12 protein-coding genes and 2 pseudogenes are annotated in these 17,514 nt (G+C 51.6%); 13 read left to right on the top strand and 1 reads right to left on the bottom strand.

What is annotated here, in order from left to right:
* Positions 1-135: 135 nt before the first annotated feature.
* The 5 genes from EQY_RS0106300 (at position 136) to gntU (ending at position 5,090) form a co-directional block, all read left to right on the top strand.
* Complete coding sequence (locus tag EQY_RS0106300; RefSeq protein ID WP_000236320.1) at positions 136-1,173, top strand: oxidoreductase; 1,038 nt, start codon at positions 136-138, stop codon at positions 1,171-1,173.
* A 122-nt stretch (positions 1,174-1,295) separates the two neighbouring features.
* Positions 1,296-1,991 (top strand): quercetin 2,3-dioxygenase, encoded by a 696-nt coding sequence (gene yhhW, locus EQY_RS0106295; RefSeq protein WP_000639800.1) that lies wholly within the window; start codon positions 1,296-1,298, stop codon positions 1,989-1,991.
* A gap of 93 nt (positions 1,992-2,084) precedes the next feature.
* Positions 2,085-3,080 (top strand): gluconate operon transcriptional repressor GntR, encoded by a 996-nt coding sequence (gene gntR / locus EQY_RS0106290; protein WP_000730250.1) that lies wholly within the window; start codon positions 2,085-2,087, stop codon positions 3,078-3,080.
* A gap of 138 nt (positions 3,081-3,218) precedes the next feature.
* Positions 3,219-3,746 (top strand): gluconokinase, encoded by a 528-nt coding sequence (gene gntK / locus EQY_RS0106285; RefSeq protein WP_000108328.1) that lies wholly within the window; start codon positions 3,219-3,221, stop codon positions 3,744-3,746.
* Between the two features lie 3 nt (positions 3,747-3,749).
* On the top strand, positions 3,750-5,090 hold the full coding sequence (gene gntU / locus EQY_RS0106280; protein WP_000105942.1) for a gluconate transporter: 1,341 nt from the start codon (positions 3,750-3,752) through the stop codon (positions 5,088-5,090).
* Between the two features lie 56 nt (positions 5,091-5,146).
* On the opposite strand, the gene yhgN is transcribed toward gntU, so the two are convergent.
* A complete protein-coding gene (yhgN, locus tag EQY_RS0106275; RefSeq protein WP_001002547.1) occupies positions 5,147-5,740 on the bottom strand; it encodes an NAAT family transporter YhgN in 594 nt (197 codons plus the stop codon).
* 192 nt (positions 5,741-5,932) lie between these two features.
* Here yhgN and asd point away from each other — a divergent pair, with 192 nt between their 5' ends.
* The 8 genes and pseudogenes from asd to EQY_RS26735 form a co-directional block, all read left to right on the top strand.
* Positions 5,933-7,036 (top strand): aspartate-semialdehyde dehydrogenase, encoded by a 1,104-nt coding sequence (gene asd / locus EQY_RS0106270; RefSeq protein ID WP_000799967.1) that lies wholly within the window; start codon positions 5,933-5,935, stop codon positions 7,034-7,036.
* Between the two features lie 271 nt (positions 7,037-7,307).
* Entirely contained in the window at positions 7,308-9,491 is a 2,184-nt protein-coding gene (gene glgB, locus EQY_RS0106265) for a 1,4-alpha-glucan branching enzyme (protein WP_000116223.1), read from the top strand.
* A complete protein-coding gene (gene glgX, locus EQY_RS0106260) occupies positions 9,491-11,464 on the top strand; it encodes a glycogen debranching protein GlgX (RefSeq protein ID WP_000192583.1) in 1,974 nt (657 codons plus the stop codon). Before glgB ends, glgX begins: the two co-directional genes overlap by 1 nt.
* 17 nt (positions 11,465-11,481) lie before the next feature.
* Complete coding sequence (glgC, locus tag EQY_RS0106255) at positions 11,482-12,777, top strand: glucose-1-phosphate adenylyltransferase (protein WP_000624234.1); 1,296 nt, start codon at positions 11,482-11,484, stop codon at positions 12,775-12,777.
* On the top strand, positions 12,777-14,210 hold the full coding sequence (glgA, locus tag EQY_RS0106250) for a glycogen synthase GlgA (RefSeq protein WP_001197631.1): 1,434 nt from the start codon (positions 12,777-12,779) through the stop codon (positions 14,208-14,210). The genes glgC and glgA overlap by 1 nt, the downstream gene beginning before the upstream one ends.
* 18 nt (positions 14,211-14,228) lie before the next feature.
* Positions 14,229-16,676 (top strand): glycogen phosphorylase, encoded by a 2,448-nt coding sequence (glgP, locus tag EQY_RS0106245; protein WP_000993435.1) that lies wholly within the window; start codon positions 14,229-14,231, stop codon positions 16,674-16,676.
* 220 nt (positions 16,677-16,896) lie between these two features.
* Positions 16,897-17,170, top strand: a pseudogene (locus EQY_RS26740) (phosphate ABC transporter substrate-binding protein); the annotation flags it as partial.
* Positions 17,169-17,441: pseudogene (locus tag EQY_RS26735) on the top strand (hypothetical protein); the annotation flags it as partial. The pseudogenes EQY_RS26740 and EQY_RS26735, both read left to right, overlap by 2 nt.
* Positions 17,442-17,514: the final 73 nt, after the last annotated feature.

The following is a 17,514-nucleotide window of genomic DNA, read 5'->3' as shown; positions in this document are numbered from 1 at the left end:
GATAAGGCGTTCACGCCGCATCCGGCATGATCAAAGTGCACTTTGCCAACAATCTGACGTACTGAAGCACAGGCATAGGAACCACGTCCGCTTTGCGTTAAGGTGTAACTAACCACCTTATAAAAGGACGAAATCATGGTCATTAACTGCGCCTTTATTGGCTTCGGCAAAAGCACCACCCGTTACCATCTGCCGTATGTACTTAACCGCAAGGATAGCTGGCATGTCGCGCATATTTTCCGCCGCCATGCGAAGCCGGAAGAACAGGCTCCTGTCTACTCGCATATCCATTTCACCAGCGATCTCGACGAAGTATTAAACGATCCTGACGTTAAGCTGGTTGTCGTCTGCACTCACGCTGATAGCCACTTCGAGTACGCGAAGCGCGCGCTGGAAGCCGGGAAAAATGTGCTGGTTGAAAAACCGTTCACCCCTACGCTTGCGCAGGCGAAAGAGCTGTTTGCGCTGGCAAAAAGCAAAGGGCTGACCGTCACGCCGTATCAGAATCGCCGCTTTGATTCCTGCTTCCTGACGGCGAAAAAAGCGATTGAAAGCGGCAAGCTGGGGGAGATTGTTGAAGTGGAAAGCCATTTTGACTACTACCGCCCGGTGGCAGAAACTAAACCGGGGCTGCCGCAAGATGGTGCATTTTATGGCCTTGGCGTGCATACCCTCGACCAGATTATCTCGCTGTTCGGTCGCCCGGATCATGTGGCTTACGACATTCGCAGCCTGCGTAATAAAGCCAATCCGGACGACACCTTTGAAGCGCAGTTGTTTTATGGTGATTTGAAAGCCATCGTCAAAACCAGCCATCTGGTGAAAATCGATTATCCGAAATTTATCGTTCACGGTAAGAAAGGTACATTTATTAAATACGGTATCGACCAGCAGGAAACCAGCCTGAAGGCTAATATTATGCCGGGCGAACCGGGATTCGCAGCGGATGATTCGGTCGGTGTGCTGGAGTATGTCAATGACGAGGGCGTGACGGTAAGAGAAGAGATGACGCCGGAGGTGGGAGATTACGGACGCGTCTACGATGCGCTGCATCAAACCATCACCACCGGTGCACCAAATTACGTCAAGGAATCTGAAGTTCTTACTAATCTGGAAATCCTTGAACGCGGTTTTGAACAAGTCTCTCCCTCCACAGTGACTCTCGCGAAGTAAGTTTGATGGCTCCTCGAATAGTTCAATTTTTTTGAACAGAGGGGTCAATTTTCACCCTCTATCATCCCAGGCGGATCGGGTCCACACTAAGCCCATCGAAAACATTCAGGGGGTGAATACAAATGATCTACTTACGCAAAGCAAATGAACGTGGTCATGCAAATCATGGCTGGCTGGACTCCTGGCACACTTTCTCTTTTGCCAACTATTACGATCCGAATTTTATGGGCTTCTCCGCGCTGCGTGTCATTAACGACGATGTGATTGAAGCAGGGCAGGGCTTCGGCACTCACCCACATAAAGATATGGAAATTTTGACCTACGTGCTGGAAGGTACTGTTGAGCATCAGGACAGCATGGGCAATAAAGAGCATGTTCCGGCGGGCGAGTTTCAGATAATGAGTGCGGGTACGGGTATTCGTCACTCAGAGTACAACCCCAGCAGCACCGAGCGTCTGCATCTGTATCAGATCTGGATCATGCCAGAAGAAAATGGGATTACGCCGCGTTATGAACAGCGTCGCTTTGATGCCGTGCAGGGCAAACAGCTGGTTCTTTCGCCGGATGCGCGTGATGGTTCGCTGAAAGTGTATCAGGATATGGAACTTTACCGCTGGGCGCTGGTAAAAGATGAGCAGTCGATACATCAGATTGCCGCTGAACGTCGCGTCTGGATCCAGGTAGTAAAAGGCAATGTCACCATTAACGGTGTCAAAGCCTCTACCAGCGATGGTCTGGCAATCTGGGATGAGCAGGCAATCTCCGTCCACGCCGATAGCGACAGTGAAATCCTGCTGTTCGATTTACCGCCAGTCTAAATTTATCTCACAAACCTTCCTGAGGAATCAGGAAGGTTGTGATGCGTCCGTGGTAAACTAAAGGAATCTATCCCTTTTGTACCCTTCAGGACGATGAAAAAGAAAAGACCCGTACTTCAGGATGTGGCTGACCGTGTAGGCGTGACCAAAATGACGGTCAGCCGTTTTTTACGCAACCCGGAGCAGGTCTCCGTCGCCTTACGCGGCAAGATTGCCGCCGCTCTTGATGAACTGGGTTATATTCCCAACCGCGCGCCCGATATCCTCTCAAATGCTACCAGCCGGGCAATTGGCGTCCTGTTACCTTCTCTCACCAACCAGGTTTTCGCGGAAGTATTACGCGGCATCGAAAGCGTCACCGACGCGCACGGTTATCAGACTATGCTGGCGCACTACGGTTATAAACCGGAAATGGAGCAAGAACGTCTCGAATCGATGCTCTCCTGGAATATCGACGGGCTGATCCTCACCGAACGTACCCACACGCCGCGCACCTTAAAGATGATTGAAGTGGCAGGTATTCCGGTGGTGGAACTGATGGACAGTAAATCACCGTGCCTCGATATCGCCGTCGGTTTTGATAACTTTGAAGCGGCACGCCAGATGACCACCGCCATTATTGCTCGCGGGCATCGTCACATTGCCTATCTCGGCGCACGTCTCGACGAACGTACTATCATCAAACAGAAGGGATACGAACAGGCGATGCTGGATGCAGGCCTGGTGCCATATAGCGTGATGGTTGAACAATCTTCTTCTTACTCTTCAGGTATTGAACTGATTCGCCAGGCGCGGCGGGAATATCCGCAGTTGGATGGCGTATTCTGTACCAACGATGACCTGGCTGTCGGCGCGGCGTTTGAATGTCAGCGTTTGGGGCTGAAAATTCCTGACGATATGGCGATTGCCGGTTTCCACGGTCACGATATTGGTCAGGTGATGGAGCCACGGCTGGCGAGTGTGCTGACACCGCGTGAGCGGATGGGCAGCATTGGCGCTGAACGCCTGCTGGCGCGTATTCGTGGCGAAGCAGTGACACCGAAAATGTTAGATTTAGGTTTCACCTTGTCACCGGGCGGATCTATTTAAGCTCACAAATTTGAAGTAGCTCACACTTATACACTTAAGGCACGGATGGATATTGCTTCTGATTTTGTCCGGCTGGACAATGTTACCGATAACAGTTACCCGTAACATTTTTAATTCTTGTATTGTGGGGGCACCACTTTGAGCACGACTAACCATGATCACCACATTTACGTCTTGATGGGCGTATCGGGCAGCGGCAAATCTGCGGTCGCCAGTGAAGTGGCGCATCAACTTCATGCCGCGTTTCTTGATGGCGATTTCCTCCATCCGCGTCGCAATATCGAAAAAATGGCGTCCGGTGAACCGTTGAATGATGACGATCGCAAACCGTGGTTACAGGCACTGAACGACGCCGCGTTTGCCATGCAGCGCACCAATAAAGTGTCGCTGATCGTCTGTTCTGCACTGAAAAAGCACTATCGCGACCTGCTACGCGCGGGTAATCCGAATCTCTCTTTCATCTACCTGAAAGGCGATTTTGATGTGATTGAAAGCCGCCTGAAAGCGCGTAAAGGCCATTTCTTTAAAACCCAAATGCTGGTGACGCAGTTTGAAACGCTGCAGGAACCGGGTGCGGACGAAACCGATGTACTGGTGGTGGATATCGATCAGCCACTGGAAGGTGTTGTGGCAAGCACCATTGAGGTTATTAAAAAAGGCAAATAAGTAGTGAGTACATTAACGCTTGTTTTAACAGCAGTAGGGTCTGTTTTACTGCTGCTGTTTTTAGTCATGAAGGCGCGTATGCACGCTTTCCTGGCTTTGATGGTGGTGTCTATGGGGGCTGGCCTTTTTTCCGGTATGCCGCTCGATAAAATCGCAGCGACGATGGAAAAAGGGATGGGAGGCACCCTCGGCTTCCTGGCGGTGGTTGTCGCGCTGGGAGCCATGTTTGGCAAGATCTTACATGAAACCGGCGCAGTCGATCAGATTGCCGTCAAAATGCTCAAATCCTTCGGCCACAGCCGCGCTCATTATGCCATTGGCCTTGCTGGGCTGGTTTGTGCGCTACCGCTGTTCTTTGAAGTGGCGATTGTTCTGCTGATTAGCGTTGCTTTCTCAATGGCGCGCCATACCGGCACGAACCTGGTGAAACTGGTTATCCCGTTATTCGCCGGTGTGGCGGCAGCGGCGGCGTTCTTACTGCCGGGGCCAGCGCCAATGCTGCTGGCATCGCAGATGAACGCCGACTTTGGCTGGATGATCTTGATTGGCCTGTGTGCGGCAATTCCGGGAATGATTATTGCCGGGCCGCTGTGGGGTAATTTCATCAGCCGCTACGTGGAACTGCATATTCCTGACGACATCAGCGAACCGCATCTCGGCGAAGGAAAAATGCCATCTTTCGGATTCAGCCTGTCGCTGATCCTGCTGCCGCTGGTGCTGGTAGGTCTTAAAACCATTGCCGCGCGTTTTGTGCCGGAAGGCTCTACCGCTTATGAATGGTTCGAGTTTATCGGTCATCCGTTTACCGCGATTCTGGTTGCTTGTCTGGTGGCGATTTATGGTCTGGCGATGCGTCAGGGTATGCCGAAAGACAAAGTGATGGAGATTTGCGGTCACGCGCTGCAACCGGCGGGAATCATTCTGCTGGTGATTGGTGCAGGTGGCGTGTTCAAACAGGTACTGGTTGATTCTGGCGTAGGTCCGGCACTGGGCGAAGCGTTAACCGGGATGGGGCTGCCGATTGCTATCACCTGCTTCGTGCTGGCCGCTGCAGTGCGCATCATTCAGGGTTCTGCCACCGTTGCCTGCTTAACGGCGGTGGGACTGGTGATGCCGGTTATTGAACAACTGAACTACTCCGGTGCGCAAATGGCGGCGTTGTCGATTTGTATCGCCGGTGGTTCGATTGTTGTCAGCCACGTTAACGACGCTGGTTTCTGGTTGTTCGGTAAATTTACCGGCGCGACCGAAGCCGAAACGCTGAAAACCTGGACCATGATGGAAACCATCCTTGGCACTGTCGGTGCTATCGTCGGGATGATTGCGTTCCAGCTGTTGAGTTAAGTTTGTTCGCCCGGTAGTTCTGACGCTACCGGGCTCATTTCGAGAAATTATCCCCGTCACCCCTTCATCCACATCCGAACGCCGTCGAGGAACATCTGGGTTGCCATCATCACCAGAATCAATCCCATCAGGCGTTCCAGTGCATTCACCCCTTTCTCGCCCAGCAGACGTAAAAATAGCGATGACTGCAGCAGGATGACAAATGTGCCGCCCCAGGCCAGCAGCAGGGCAATCACCAGATGCCCCATCTGATTGGGGTACTGATGAGACAGCAACATCAGCGTGGCGAGAATCGTCGGCCCGGCGACCAGTGGAATGGCTAATGGCACTATAAACGGCTCTTCACCAGCCGGAAGCCCGCTGCTGTTTCCCGAGGCGCTGGGGAAAATCATCTTAATGGCGATCAGAAACAGAATGATGCCGCCAGAAATAGAGACGGTTTCCGCCCGCAGACTAAGAAATGCCAGAATTTTCTCACCCGCAAACAGGAACACCAGCATCACCAGGAGAGCAATAAGCAACTCTCGCACCATGATTGCCCGACGTCTTTTCGGTTCAGTATGTTTCAGTACGGACATGAAAATAGGTAGGTTTCCGAGCGGATCCATAATCAAGATCAATAAAACTGCTGCAGAAATGATTTCATTCATAACTCAAGTTCCCTGATAATTGCGTTGGACTTTCTGCGTGCTATGAAAGCAGGATAAGTCGCATTACTGATTGCTTCGCTATCATTGATTAATTTCACTTGCGACTTTGGCTGCTTTTTGTATGGTGAAAGATGTGCCATGAGGACACAGGCACATATATACAGCACACATCTTTGCAGGAAAAAAACGCTTATGAAAAATGTTGGTTTTATCGGCTGGCGCGGTATGGTCGGCTCCGTTCTCATGCAACGCATGGTTGAAGAGCGCGACTTCGACGCCATTCGCCCTGTCTTCTTTTCGACTTCCCAGCCTGGTCAGGCTGCACCGTCCTTTGGCGGTACTACCGGCACACTTCAGGATGCCTTTGATCTGGAGGCGCTGCAGGCCCTCGATATCATCGTAACCTGTCAGGGCGGCGATTATACCAACGAAATCTATCCAAAGCTCCGTGAGAACGGGTGGCAAGGTTACTGGATTGACGCAGCATCGTCTCTGCGCATGAAAGACGACGCCATCATCATCCTTGACCCAGTCAATCAGGACGTCATTACTGACGGATTAAATAAAGGCATCAGGACTTTTGTGGGCGGTAACTGTACCGTAAGCCTGATGTTGATGTCGTTAGGCGGTTTATTCGCCAATGATCTTGTTGATTGGGTTTCCGTTGCAACCTACCAGGCGGCTTCCGGCGGTGGTGCGCGACATATGCGGGAGTTGTTAACCCAGATGGGCCAACTGTATGGCCATGTGGCGGATGAACTCGCAACCCCGTCCTCTGCTATTCTCAATATTGAACGCAAAGTCACGACCTTAACCCGCAGCGGCGAGTTGCCGGTGGATAACTTTGGTGTTCCGCTGGCGGGTAGCCTGATTCCGTGGATCGACAAACAGCTTGATAACGGTCAGAGCCGCGAAGAATGGAAAGGGCAGGCGGAAACTAACAAGATCCTCAACACATCTTCTGTGATTCCGGTAGATGGTTTATGCGTGCGTGTCGGAGCATTGCGCTGCCATAGTCAGGCATTCACCATCAAATTGAAAAAAGATGTATCGATTCCGACCGTGGAAGAACTGCTGGCGGCTCACAATCCGTGGGCGAAAGTCGTACCAAACGATCGGGAAATCACTATGCGTGAGCTAACCCCAGCAGCCGTTACTGGCACGCTGACCACGCCTGTAGGCCGCCTGCGTAAACTGAATATGGGGCCAGAATTTCTGTCAGCCTTTACCGTGGGTGACCAGTTGCTGTGGGGTGCAGCGGAGCCGCTGCGCCGGATGCTTCGTCAACTGGCGTAATCTTTATTCATTAAATCTGGGGCGCAATGCCGCCCCTTTTAGTGCGTAATACAGGAGTAAGCGCAGATGTTTCATGATTTACCGGGAGTTAGATAGAGCATTGGCTATTCTTTAAGGGTGGCAGAATACATGAGTATTCACTGCCTTACCTGAAGGGAGGACGACGCAGAGAGGATGCACAGAGTGCTGCGCCGTTCAGGTCAAAAAAATGTCACAACCAGATGTCAAAAATCAGTTGGATGGGGTGACACAATAAAACAGGAAGACAAGCATGTCCGTTCGTATCGATAGAGACGTGATAAACGCGCTAATTGCAGGCCATTTTGCAGACCCATTTTCCGTACTGGGAATGCATAAAACTACAGCAGGACTGGAAGTCCGTGCCCTTTTACCTGACGCCACCGATGTGTGGGTGATTGAACCAAAAACCGGACGCAAAGTCGCTAAACTGGAGTGTCTCGACTCTCGTGGATTCTTCAGCGGCGTCATTCCACGACGTAAGAATTTTTTCCGCTATCAGTTGGCTGTTGTCTGGCATGGTCAGCAGAATCTTATTGATGACCCTTACCGTTTTGGCCCTTTAATTCAGGAAATGGATGCCTGGCTGTTATCTGAAGGTACTCACCTGCGCCCGTACGAAACCTTAGGCGCACACGCAGATACCATGGATGGCGTTACCGGCACGCGTTTTTCTGTCTGGGCACCCAATGCCCGCCGAGTCTCGGTTGTTGGGCAATTCAACTACTGGGATGGTCGTCGTCATCCGATGCGCCTGCGTAAAGAGAGCGGCATCTGGGAACTGTTTATCCCTGGCGCGCACAACGGTCAGCTCTATAAATACGAAATGATTGATGCCAATGGCAATCTGCGTTTGAAGTCTGATCCTTATGCCTTTGAAGCACAGATGCGTCCGGAAACCGCTTCCCTTATTTGCGGACTGCCTGAAAAGGTCGTGCAGACCGAAGAGCGCAAAAAAGCGAATCAGTTTGATGCGCCAATCTCTATCTATGAAGTTCATCTGGGTTCCTGGCGTCGTCACACCGACAACAACTTCTGGTTAAGTTATCGCGAGCTGGCCGATCAACTGGTGCCTTACGCTAAATGGATGGGCTTTACCCATCTCGAACTGCTGCCAATTAACGAACATCCATTCGATGGTAGCTGGGGCTATCAACCGACGGGTCTGTACGCGCCAACTCGCCGTTTTGGTACTCGCGATGACTTCCGCTATTTCATTGATGCCGCACACGCAGCCGGTTTGAACGTTATTCTTGACTGGGTGCCGGGGCACTTCCCGACTGATGACTTTGCACTTGCCGAATTTGACGGAACAAATCTGTATGAACACAGCGATCCGCGCGAAGGCTATCATCAGGACTGGAACACGCTGATCTACAACTATGGTCGCCGTGAAGTCAGTAACTTCCTTGTCGGTAACGCGCTGTACTGGATTGAACGTTTTGGTATTGATGCGCTGCGTGTCGATGCGGTGGCGTCGATGATTTATCGCGACTACAGCCGTAAAGAGGGCGAGTGGATCCCCAACGAGTTTGGTGGACGCGAGAATCTGGAAGCGATTGAATTTTTACGCAATACCAACCGTATTATCGGTGAGCAAGTTCCTGGCGCGGTAACGATGGCGGAGGAGTCTACTGACTTCCCTGGCGTTTCTCGTCCGCAGGATATCGGCGGCCTCGGCTTCTGGTACAAGTGGAACCTCGGCTGGATGCACGACACGCTGGACTACATGAAGCTCGACCCGGTTTATCGTCAATACCATCACGATAAACTCACCTTCGGGATGCTCTACAACTACACTGAAAACTTCGTCCTGCCGTTGTCGCACGACGAAGTGGTGCACGGCAAAAAATCGATTCTCGACAGAATGCCGGGCGATGCATGGCAGAAGTTTGCCAATCTGCGAGCCTACTATGCCTGGATGTGGGCGTTCCCAGGCAAAAAACTGCTGTTCATGGGCAATGAATTTGCTCAAGGGCGTGAGTGGAACCACGACGCCAGCCTTGACTGGCACCTGCTGGAAGGCGGCGACAACTGGCACCACGGTGTCCAGCGTCTGGTGCGCGATCTGAACCACACTTATCGCTATCACAAAGCATTGCACGAGCTGGATTTTGACGCGTATGGCTTTGAATGGCTGGTGGTGGATGACCATGAACGTTCGGTGCTGATTTTTGTTCGCCGTGATAAAGAGGGTAATGAAATTATCGTTGCCAGTAACTTTACGCCGGTGCCGCGCCATGATTATCGCTTTGGCATTAATCAGCCGGGTAAATGGCGTGAAATCCTCAATACGGATTCCATGCACTATCACGGTAGCAATACCGGTAATGGCGGCGCAGTACACAGTGATGAGATCGCCAGCCACGGTCGCCAGCATTCATTAAGCCTTACGCTACCGCCGCTGGCCACTATCTGGCTGGTTCGGGAGGGATAATGACACAACTTGCCATTGGCAATCCCGCTCCTCTTGGCGCGCATTACGACGGCCAGGGCGTTAACTTCACGCTCTTCTCCGCTCATGCCGAACGGGTAGAGCTGTGTGTGTTTGACGCTCAGGGCATCGAACATCGGTATGATTTGCCAGGACGAAGTGGTGACATCTGGCACGGTTATCTGCCGGATGCGCGCCCGGGTTTGCGTTATGGTTACCGCGTTCATGGCCCATGGCAACCCGCCATGGGGCATCGCTTTAACCCGGCGAAGTTGTTGATTGATCCTTGCGCGCGGCAAATTGTCGGGGAATTTAAAGATAACCCGCTGCTGCACGCCGGGCATAGTGATCCTGACTATCGCGACAACGCTGCTATTGCGCCGAAATGCGTAGTGGTCGTGGATCACTATGACTGGGAAGATGATGCCCCGCCGCGCACGTCGTGGGGCAGTACCATCATTTATGAAGCCCATGTCAAAGGCTTAACCTACTTGCACCCGGAGATCCCGGTCGAGATCCGTGGAACCTATAAAGCCCTGGGGCATCCGGTGATGATCAACTATTTAAAACAGTTGGGCATTACCGCACTGGAACTGCTGCCGATCGCGCAATTTGCCAGTGAGCCGCGCTTGCAACGAATGGGGTTGAGTAACTACTGGGGTTACAACCCGGTGGCGCTGTTTGCACTGCATCCGGCGTATGCATGCTCGCCCGACACGGCGTTGGATGAGTTCCGCGATGCAGTCAAAGCCCTGCACAAAGCGGGCATTGAGGTCATTCTCGACATCGTTCTCAACCACAGTGCGGAACTGGATCTCGACGGCCCGTTATTCTCCCTGCGCGGGATCGATAACCGTAGCTATTATTGGATAAGAGAAGACGGCGATTATCACAACTGGACTGGTTGCGGCAATACGCTCAATTTGAGCCATCCAGCTGTGGTGGAGTACGCCAGCGCCTGTCTACGCTATTGGGTGGAAACTTGTCATGTTGATGGCTTCCGCTTCGATCTCGCTACAGTCATAGGGCGAACGCCGGAGTTTCGTCAGGATGCGCCTCTGTTTACGGCTATTCAGAATTGCCCGGTACTTTCGCAAGTGAAGCTGATTGCCGAACCGTGGGATATCGCGCCTGGCGGCTATCAGGTGGGGAATTTCCCGCCGTTGTTTGCCGAGTGGAACGATCATTTCCGCGATGCCGCCCGGCGCTTCTGGCTGCACTATAACCTGTCGCTGGGGGAGTTTGCCGGACGTTTTGCTGCTTCCAGCGATGTTTTTAAACGTAATGGCCGTCTGCCGAGTGCTGCGATTAATCTGGTCACAGCGCATGACGGTTTTACGCTTCGCGACTGCGTTTGTTTTAACCATAAACACAATGAAGCAAACGGAGAAGAAAATCGCGACGGAACCAACAACAATTACAGTAACAATCATGGTAAAGAAGGGTTAGGCGGTACTCTTGATCTGGTTGAACGGCGGCGCGACAGCATTCACGCCCTGTTAACAACGTTGTTGCTCTCCCAGGGTACGCCGATGTTACTGGCCGGTGACGAACACGGTCACAGCCAGCATGGCAATAACAATGCTTACTGTCAGGATAACCAACTAACGTGGTTGGACTGGTCGCAAGCAAGCAGTGGCTTAACCGCGTTTACCGCCGCGTTAATCCATCTGCGCAAGCGCATTCCTGCTTTGGCAGAGGATCGCTGGTGGGAAGAAGGCGACGGCAATGTCCGTTGGCTGAATCGATATGCTCAATCTTTAAGCTCGGATGAGTGGCAGAACGGGCCAAAGCAGCTGCAAATTTTGCTTTCGGATCGTTTCTTGATCGCAATAAACGCCACGCTTGAGGTAACAGAGATTGTTTTACCTGCTGGGGAGTGGCGTGCCATTCCCCCATTCGCTGGAGAGGATAACCCAGTGATTACGGCTGTCTGGCCGGGACCTGCACACGGACTGTGTGTGTTCCAGAGATGATAAAAAAGGAGTTAGTCATGATTAGTTTAGAGAAGAACGATCACTTAATGTTGGCGCGCCAGCTGCCATTGAAGTCTGTTGCCCTGATTCTGGCGGGGGGACGCGGTACTCGCCTGAAGGATTTAACCAATAAACGAGCAAAGCCTGCCGTACACTTCGGCGGCAAGTTCCGTATTATCGATTTTGCACTGTCCAACTGTATCAACTCCGGTATCCGTCGTATGGGCGTGATCACCCAGTACCAGTCTCACACTCTGGTACAGCATATTCAGCGCGGCTGGTCGTTCTTCAATGAAGAAATGAACGAGTTTGTCGATCTGCTGCCAGCGCAGCAGAGAATGAAAGGGGAGAACTGGTATCGCGGTACGGCAGATGCCGTTACCCAAAACCTCGACATTATCCGCCGTTATAAAGCGGAGTACGTAGTGATCCTGGCGGGTGACCATATCTACAAGCAAGACTACTCGCGTATGCTTATCGACCACGTCGAAAAAGGCGCACGTTGCACCGTTGCTTGTATGCCTGTACCGATTGAAGAAGCCTCTGCATTTGGCGTTATGGCGGTTGATGGAAACGATAAAATTATCGAATTTGTTGAAAAACCGGCTAACCCGCCGTCAATGCCAAACGATCCGAGCAAATCTTTAGCGAGTATGGGGATCTACGTCTTTGATGCAGAGTACCTGTATGAATTGCTGGAAGAAGACGATCGTGATGAAAACTCCAGCCACGACTTTGGTAAGGATTTGATTCCAAAAATTACCGAAGCAGGCCTCGCCTATGCGCATCCATTCCCGCTCTCTTGTGTACAGTCCGACCCGGACGCCGAGCCGTACTGGCGTGATGTTGGGACACTGGAGGCTTACTGGAAAGCGAACCTGGATCTGGCTTCTGTCGTGCCGGAACTGGATATGTACGATCGCAACTGGCCGATTCGCACCTACAATGAATCATTGCCGCCAGCGAAATTCGTTCAGGATCGCTCCGGTAGCCATGGGATGACCCTTAACTCACTGGTTTCCGGCGGTTGTGTGATCTCTGGTTCGGTGGTGGTGCAGTCCGTTCTGTTCTCACGCGTTCGCGTGAATTCATTCTGCAACATTGATTCCGCCGTATTGCTGCCGGAAGTATGGGTAGGTCGCTCGTGCCGTCTGCGTCGCTGCGTCATTGACCGCGCTTGTGTCATTCCGGAAGGAATGGTGATTGGTGAGGATGCAGAAGAGGATGCACGTCGTTTCTATCGTTCAGAAGAAGGCATTGTGCTGGTTACGCGCGAAATGCTACGGAAGTTAGGGTACAAACAGGAGCGATAATGCAGGTTTTACATGTATGTTCAGAGATGTTCCCGCTGCTTAAAACCGGCGGTCTGGCTGATGTTATTGGGGCATTACCCGCAGCACAAATCGCAGACGGCGTTGACGCTCGCGTACTGTTGCCTGCATTTCCCGATATTCGCCGTGGCGTGACCGATGCAAAGGTGGTATCTCGCCGTGATACCTTTGCCGGACATTTCACGCTGCTGTTTGGGCATTACAACGGGGTTGGCATTTACCTGATTGATGCACCGCATCTCTACGATCGTCCCGGAAGCCCGTATCACGATACCAACTTATTTGCCTATACCGACAACGTATTGCGTTTTGCGCTGCTGGGGTGGGTTGGGGCAGAAATGGCCAGCGGGCTTGACCCATTCTGGCGTCCTGATGTGGTGCATGCGCACGACTGGCATGCAGGCCTTGCGCCTGCGTATCTGGCGGCGCGCGGGCGTCCGGCGAAGTCGGTGTTTACTGTGCACAACCTGGCCTATCAAGGCATGTTTTATGCACATCATATGAATGACATCCAATTGCCATGGTCATTCTTTAATATTCATGGGCTGGAATTCAACGGACAAATCTCTTTCCTGAAGGCCGGATTGTATTACGCCGACCACATTACAGCGGTTAGTCCGACCTACGCTCGTGAGATCACTGAACCACAGTTTGCCTACGGTATGGAAGGTTTACTCCAGCAGCGTCATCGTGAAGGACGACTTTCCGGCGTACTGAACGGCGTGGACGAGAAAATATGGAGTCCAGAGACGGACTTACTTTTAGCCTCGCGTTACACCCGCGATTCATTGGAGGATAAAGCGGAGAATAAGCGCCAGTTGCAAATCGCAATGGGGCTTAAGGTTGACGATAAAGTGCCGCTTTTTGCAGTGGTGAGCCGTCTGACCAGCCAGAAAGGACTGGATTTGGTGCTGGAAGCCTTACCGGGTCTTCTGGAACAGGGCGGACAACTGGCACTGCTCGGCGCGGGCGATCCGGTATTGCAGGAAGGTTTTCTTGCTGCAGCGGCGGAGCATCCCGGCAAGGTTGGTGTACAGATTGGTTATCACGAAGCATTTTCGCATCGCATTATGGGCGGCGCGGACGTCATTCTGGTTCCCAGTCGTTTTGAACCGTGCGGCTTAACGCAACTTTATGGATTGAAGTACGGCACGCTGCCACTGGTGCGGCGTACCGGTGGGCTTGCTGATACGGTTTCTGACTGTTCTCTTGAGAACCTTGCAGATGGCGTCGCCAGTGGGTTTGTCTTTGAAGATAGTAATGCCTGGTCGCTGTTACGGGCTATTCGACGCGCTTTTGTTCTGTGGTCTCGCCCTTCACTGTGGCGGTTTGTGCAACGTCAGGCTATGGCAATGGATTTTAGCTGGCAGGTCGCGGCGAAGTCGTACCGTGAGCTTTACTATCGCTTGAAATAGTTTTCAGGAAACGCCTATATGAATGCTCCGTTTACATATTCATCGCCCACGCTAAGCGTAGAAGCTCTTAAGCACTCTATCGCTTACAAGCTGATGTTTACGATTGGAAAGGATCCGGTCGTCGCCAATAAACATGAATGGCTGAACGCAACGTTATTTGCTGTGCGCGATCGTCTCGTGGAACGCTGGTTACGTTCGAATCGTGCCCAGCTGTCGCAAGAAACTCGCCAGGTTTACTACCTGTCGATGGAGTTTTTGATTGGCCGTACTCTCTCCAACGCCATGCTGTCGTTAGGTATTTATGACGATGTCCAGGGTGCGCTGGAGTCGATGGGATTAAATCTCGAAGAGTTGATTGATGAAGAAAATGACCCGGGTCTCGGTAACGGTGGCCTGGGGCGTCTGGCCGCCTGCTTCCTGGATTCGCTGGCGACGTTAGGGTTGCCGGGGCGCGGTTACGGCATCCGTTATGACTATGGTATGTTCAAACAGAACATCGTTAACGGCAGTCAGAAAGAGTCTCCGGACTACTGGCTGGAGTACGGCAATCCGTGGGAATTTAAACGCCACAATACGCGCTACAAAGTGCGTTTTGGCGGCCGTATTCAGCAAGAAGGTAAGAAAACGCGCTGGATTGAAACCGAAGAGATTCTGGCCGTGGCTTACGACCAAATCATCCCAGGTTATGATACTGACGCGACCAACACTTTGCGTCTGTGGAGTGCACAAGCCAGTAGCGAAATTAATCTTGGTAAATTTAACCAGGGTGACTACTTCGCGGCAGTGGAAGATAAAAACCACTCTGAGAACGTATCCCGCGTACTGTACCCAGATGACTCCACCTATTCCGGACGTGAACTGCGTTTGCGTCAGGAATATTTCCTGGTATCTTCGACCATTCAGGACATTTTAAGTCGCCATTATCAGTTGCATAAAACCTACGATAACCTGGCGGATAAAATCGCGATTCACCTCAACGACACCCATCCGGTGCTGTCGATTCCTGAGCTGATGCGTCTGCTGATCGATGAGCACAAATTTAGCTGGGACGACGCTTTTGAAGTGTGCTGCGAGGTCTTCTCCTACACCAACCACACGCTGATGAGCGAGGCGCTGGAAACCTGGCCGGTCGATATGCTGGGTAAAATTCTGCCGCGCCATTTGCAGATTATCTTTGAAATCAACGACTATTTCCTGAAAACCTTGCAGGAGCAGTATCCGAACGATACTGACCTGCTGGGACGGGCGTCGATCATTGATGAATCGAATGGGCGTCGTGTGCGCATGGCCTGGCTGGCTGTTGTGGTCAGCCACAAAGTTAACGGCGTATCGGAGCTGCACTCTAATCTGATGGTGCAATCGCTGTTTGCTGACTTTGCGAAGATCTTCCCTGGACGTTTCACCAACGTTACCAATGGTGTGACTCCGCGTCGCTGGCTGGCGGTGGCGAATCCGTCGCTTTCAGGCGTGCTGGATCAACACCTCGGTCGTAACTGGCGTACCGATCTGAGTCAATTAAACGAGTTGCAACAGCATTGTGATTTTCCGATGGTCAATCATGCTGTTCATCAGGCGAAACTGGAGAACAAAAAGCGTCTGGCGGAGTACATCGCCCAACAATTGAATGTGGTGGTGAATCCGAAGGCGCTGTTTGATGTGCAAATCAAACGTATTCACGAATACAAACGTCAATTGATGAATGTGTTGCACGTGATCACCCGCTATAACCGCATCAAGGCCGATCCAGATGCGAAGTGGGTTCCACGAGTGAATATCTTTGGCGGTAAGGCGGCTTCGGCCTATTACATGGCGAAGCACATTATCCATTTGATCAATGACGTAGCGAAAGTGATCAACAACGATCCACAGATTGGCGATAAGCTGAAAGTGGTGTTTATCCCGAACTACAGCGTCAGCCTGGCGCAGCTGATCATTCCGGCAGCCGATCTTTCCGAACAGATTTCGCTGGCGGGTACGGAAGCCTCCGGCACCAGTAACATGAAGTTTGCACTTAACGGCGCACTGACTATCGGTACGCTGGACGGTGCGAACGTCGAGATGCTGGATCATGTCGGTGCGGATAATATCTTTATCTTTGGTAACACTGCGGAAGAAGTGGAAGAACTGCGTCGTCAGGGCTACAAACCGCGTGAATACTACGAGAAAGACGAAGAACTGCATCAGGTGCTGACGCAAATCGGCAGCGGCGTGTTCAGTCCGGAAGATCCGGGACGCTACCGCGATCTGGTTGATTCGCTGATCAACTTTGGCGATCACTACCAGGTGCTGGCGGATTATCGCAGCTATGTCGATTGTCAGGATAAAGTTGACGAACTGTACGAACGTCCGGAAGAGTGGACAGCCAAAGCGATGCTGAACATCGCAAATATGGGCTATTTCTCTTCTGACCGGACTATTAAAGAGTACGCCGATCTTATCTGGCATATTGATCCGGTGAGATTGTAATTTCGCCAAAAATAGAACGGGGCCAAAAGGTCCCGTTTTTTTTCGCCTTTATTTCGGAAAAGTGTCCAGCGGGGCGAAGATAGTGGAGGAGTATAATTTCGCCATTCAGAAAGAATGGACAGAATGATGCAAAACAAAAAATGGATTTTGATCTCGCTGGTAATGACTTTTTTCGGTATTCCCATACTGGCGCAATTTTTGGCAGCGGTTATTGCCACGCTGGGTGCGACTCGATGGCGCGACGGCAGCATAACCCATTTATGCTTCTGCCTTTTATGCGTTAAACGTTATATCGGAAGATTTTCACGTCTGAGATATCTGGATAACTCTCGCACGCCAGAAGCGTATAACAAAATCGTTAAGGGCGATGCCGATATTATTTTCGTGGCGCAACCTTCCGGTGGGCAGAAAAAACGGGCAGAGGAATCGGGCGTCACTTTGATATACACCCCCTTTGCCCGCGAAGCATTTTTTTCATCGTCAATACGGATAATTATTTTTTATATTGCGCCAGAGAAATCAGCTTTGCTGGAAAATATCCGTAATTTCTTTCTGAGTGTTGTTTGATGCCCCCTGAATTTTTCGCCATTTTGGCTCCAGCCCTGGACTGAGTTAGTCGGTTCGATAAGTGCACAGCTTGGTTTTGCGCTGGGATATTACTGCCAGTGGCGTAGCAAAAATAGAAGCCAGAGGTGGAAGTGGGGCGGGTGGGGAATGTGCCTGAGTTTTGTTACGTTGGGTATGATGGTGTGGGCTTTGCGATAATTCCCTGAATCCAAAAGTTATTGAGATTGAAATTTGACCACAGATTGTTGGCAAAGTGCGCTTTGTTCATGCC

Origin of the sequence: Escherichia sp. TW14182 (assembly GCF_000208525.1) — a bacterium.
In the GTDB taxonomy this organism is placed as follows: Bacteria; Pseudomonadota; Gammaproteobacteria; order Enterobacterales; family Enterobacteriaceae; genus Escherichia; species Escherichia ruysiae.
This window is presented reverse-complemented; position numbering and strand designations above follow the sequence as displayed.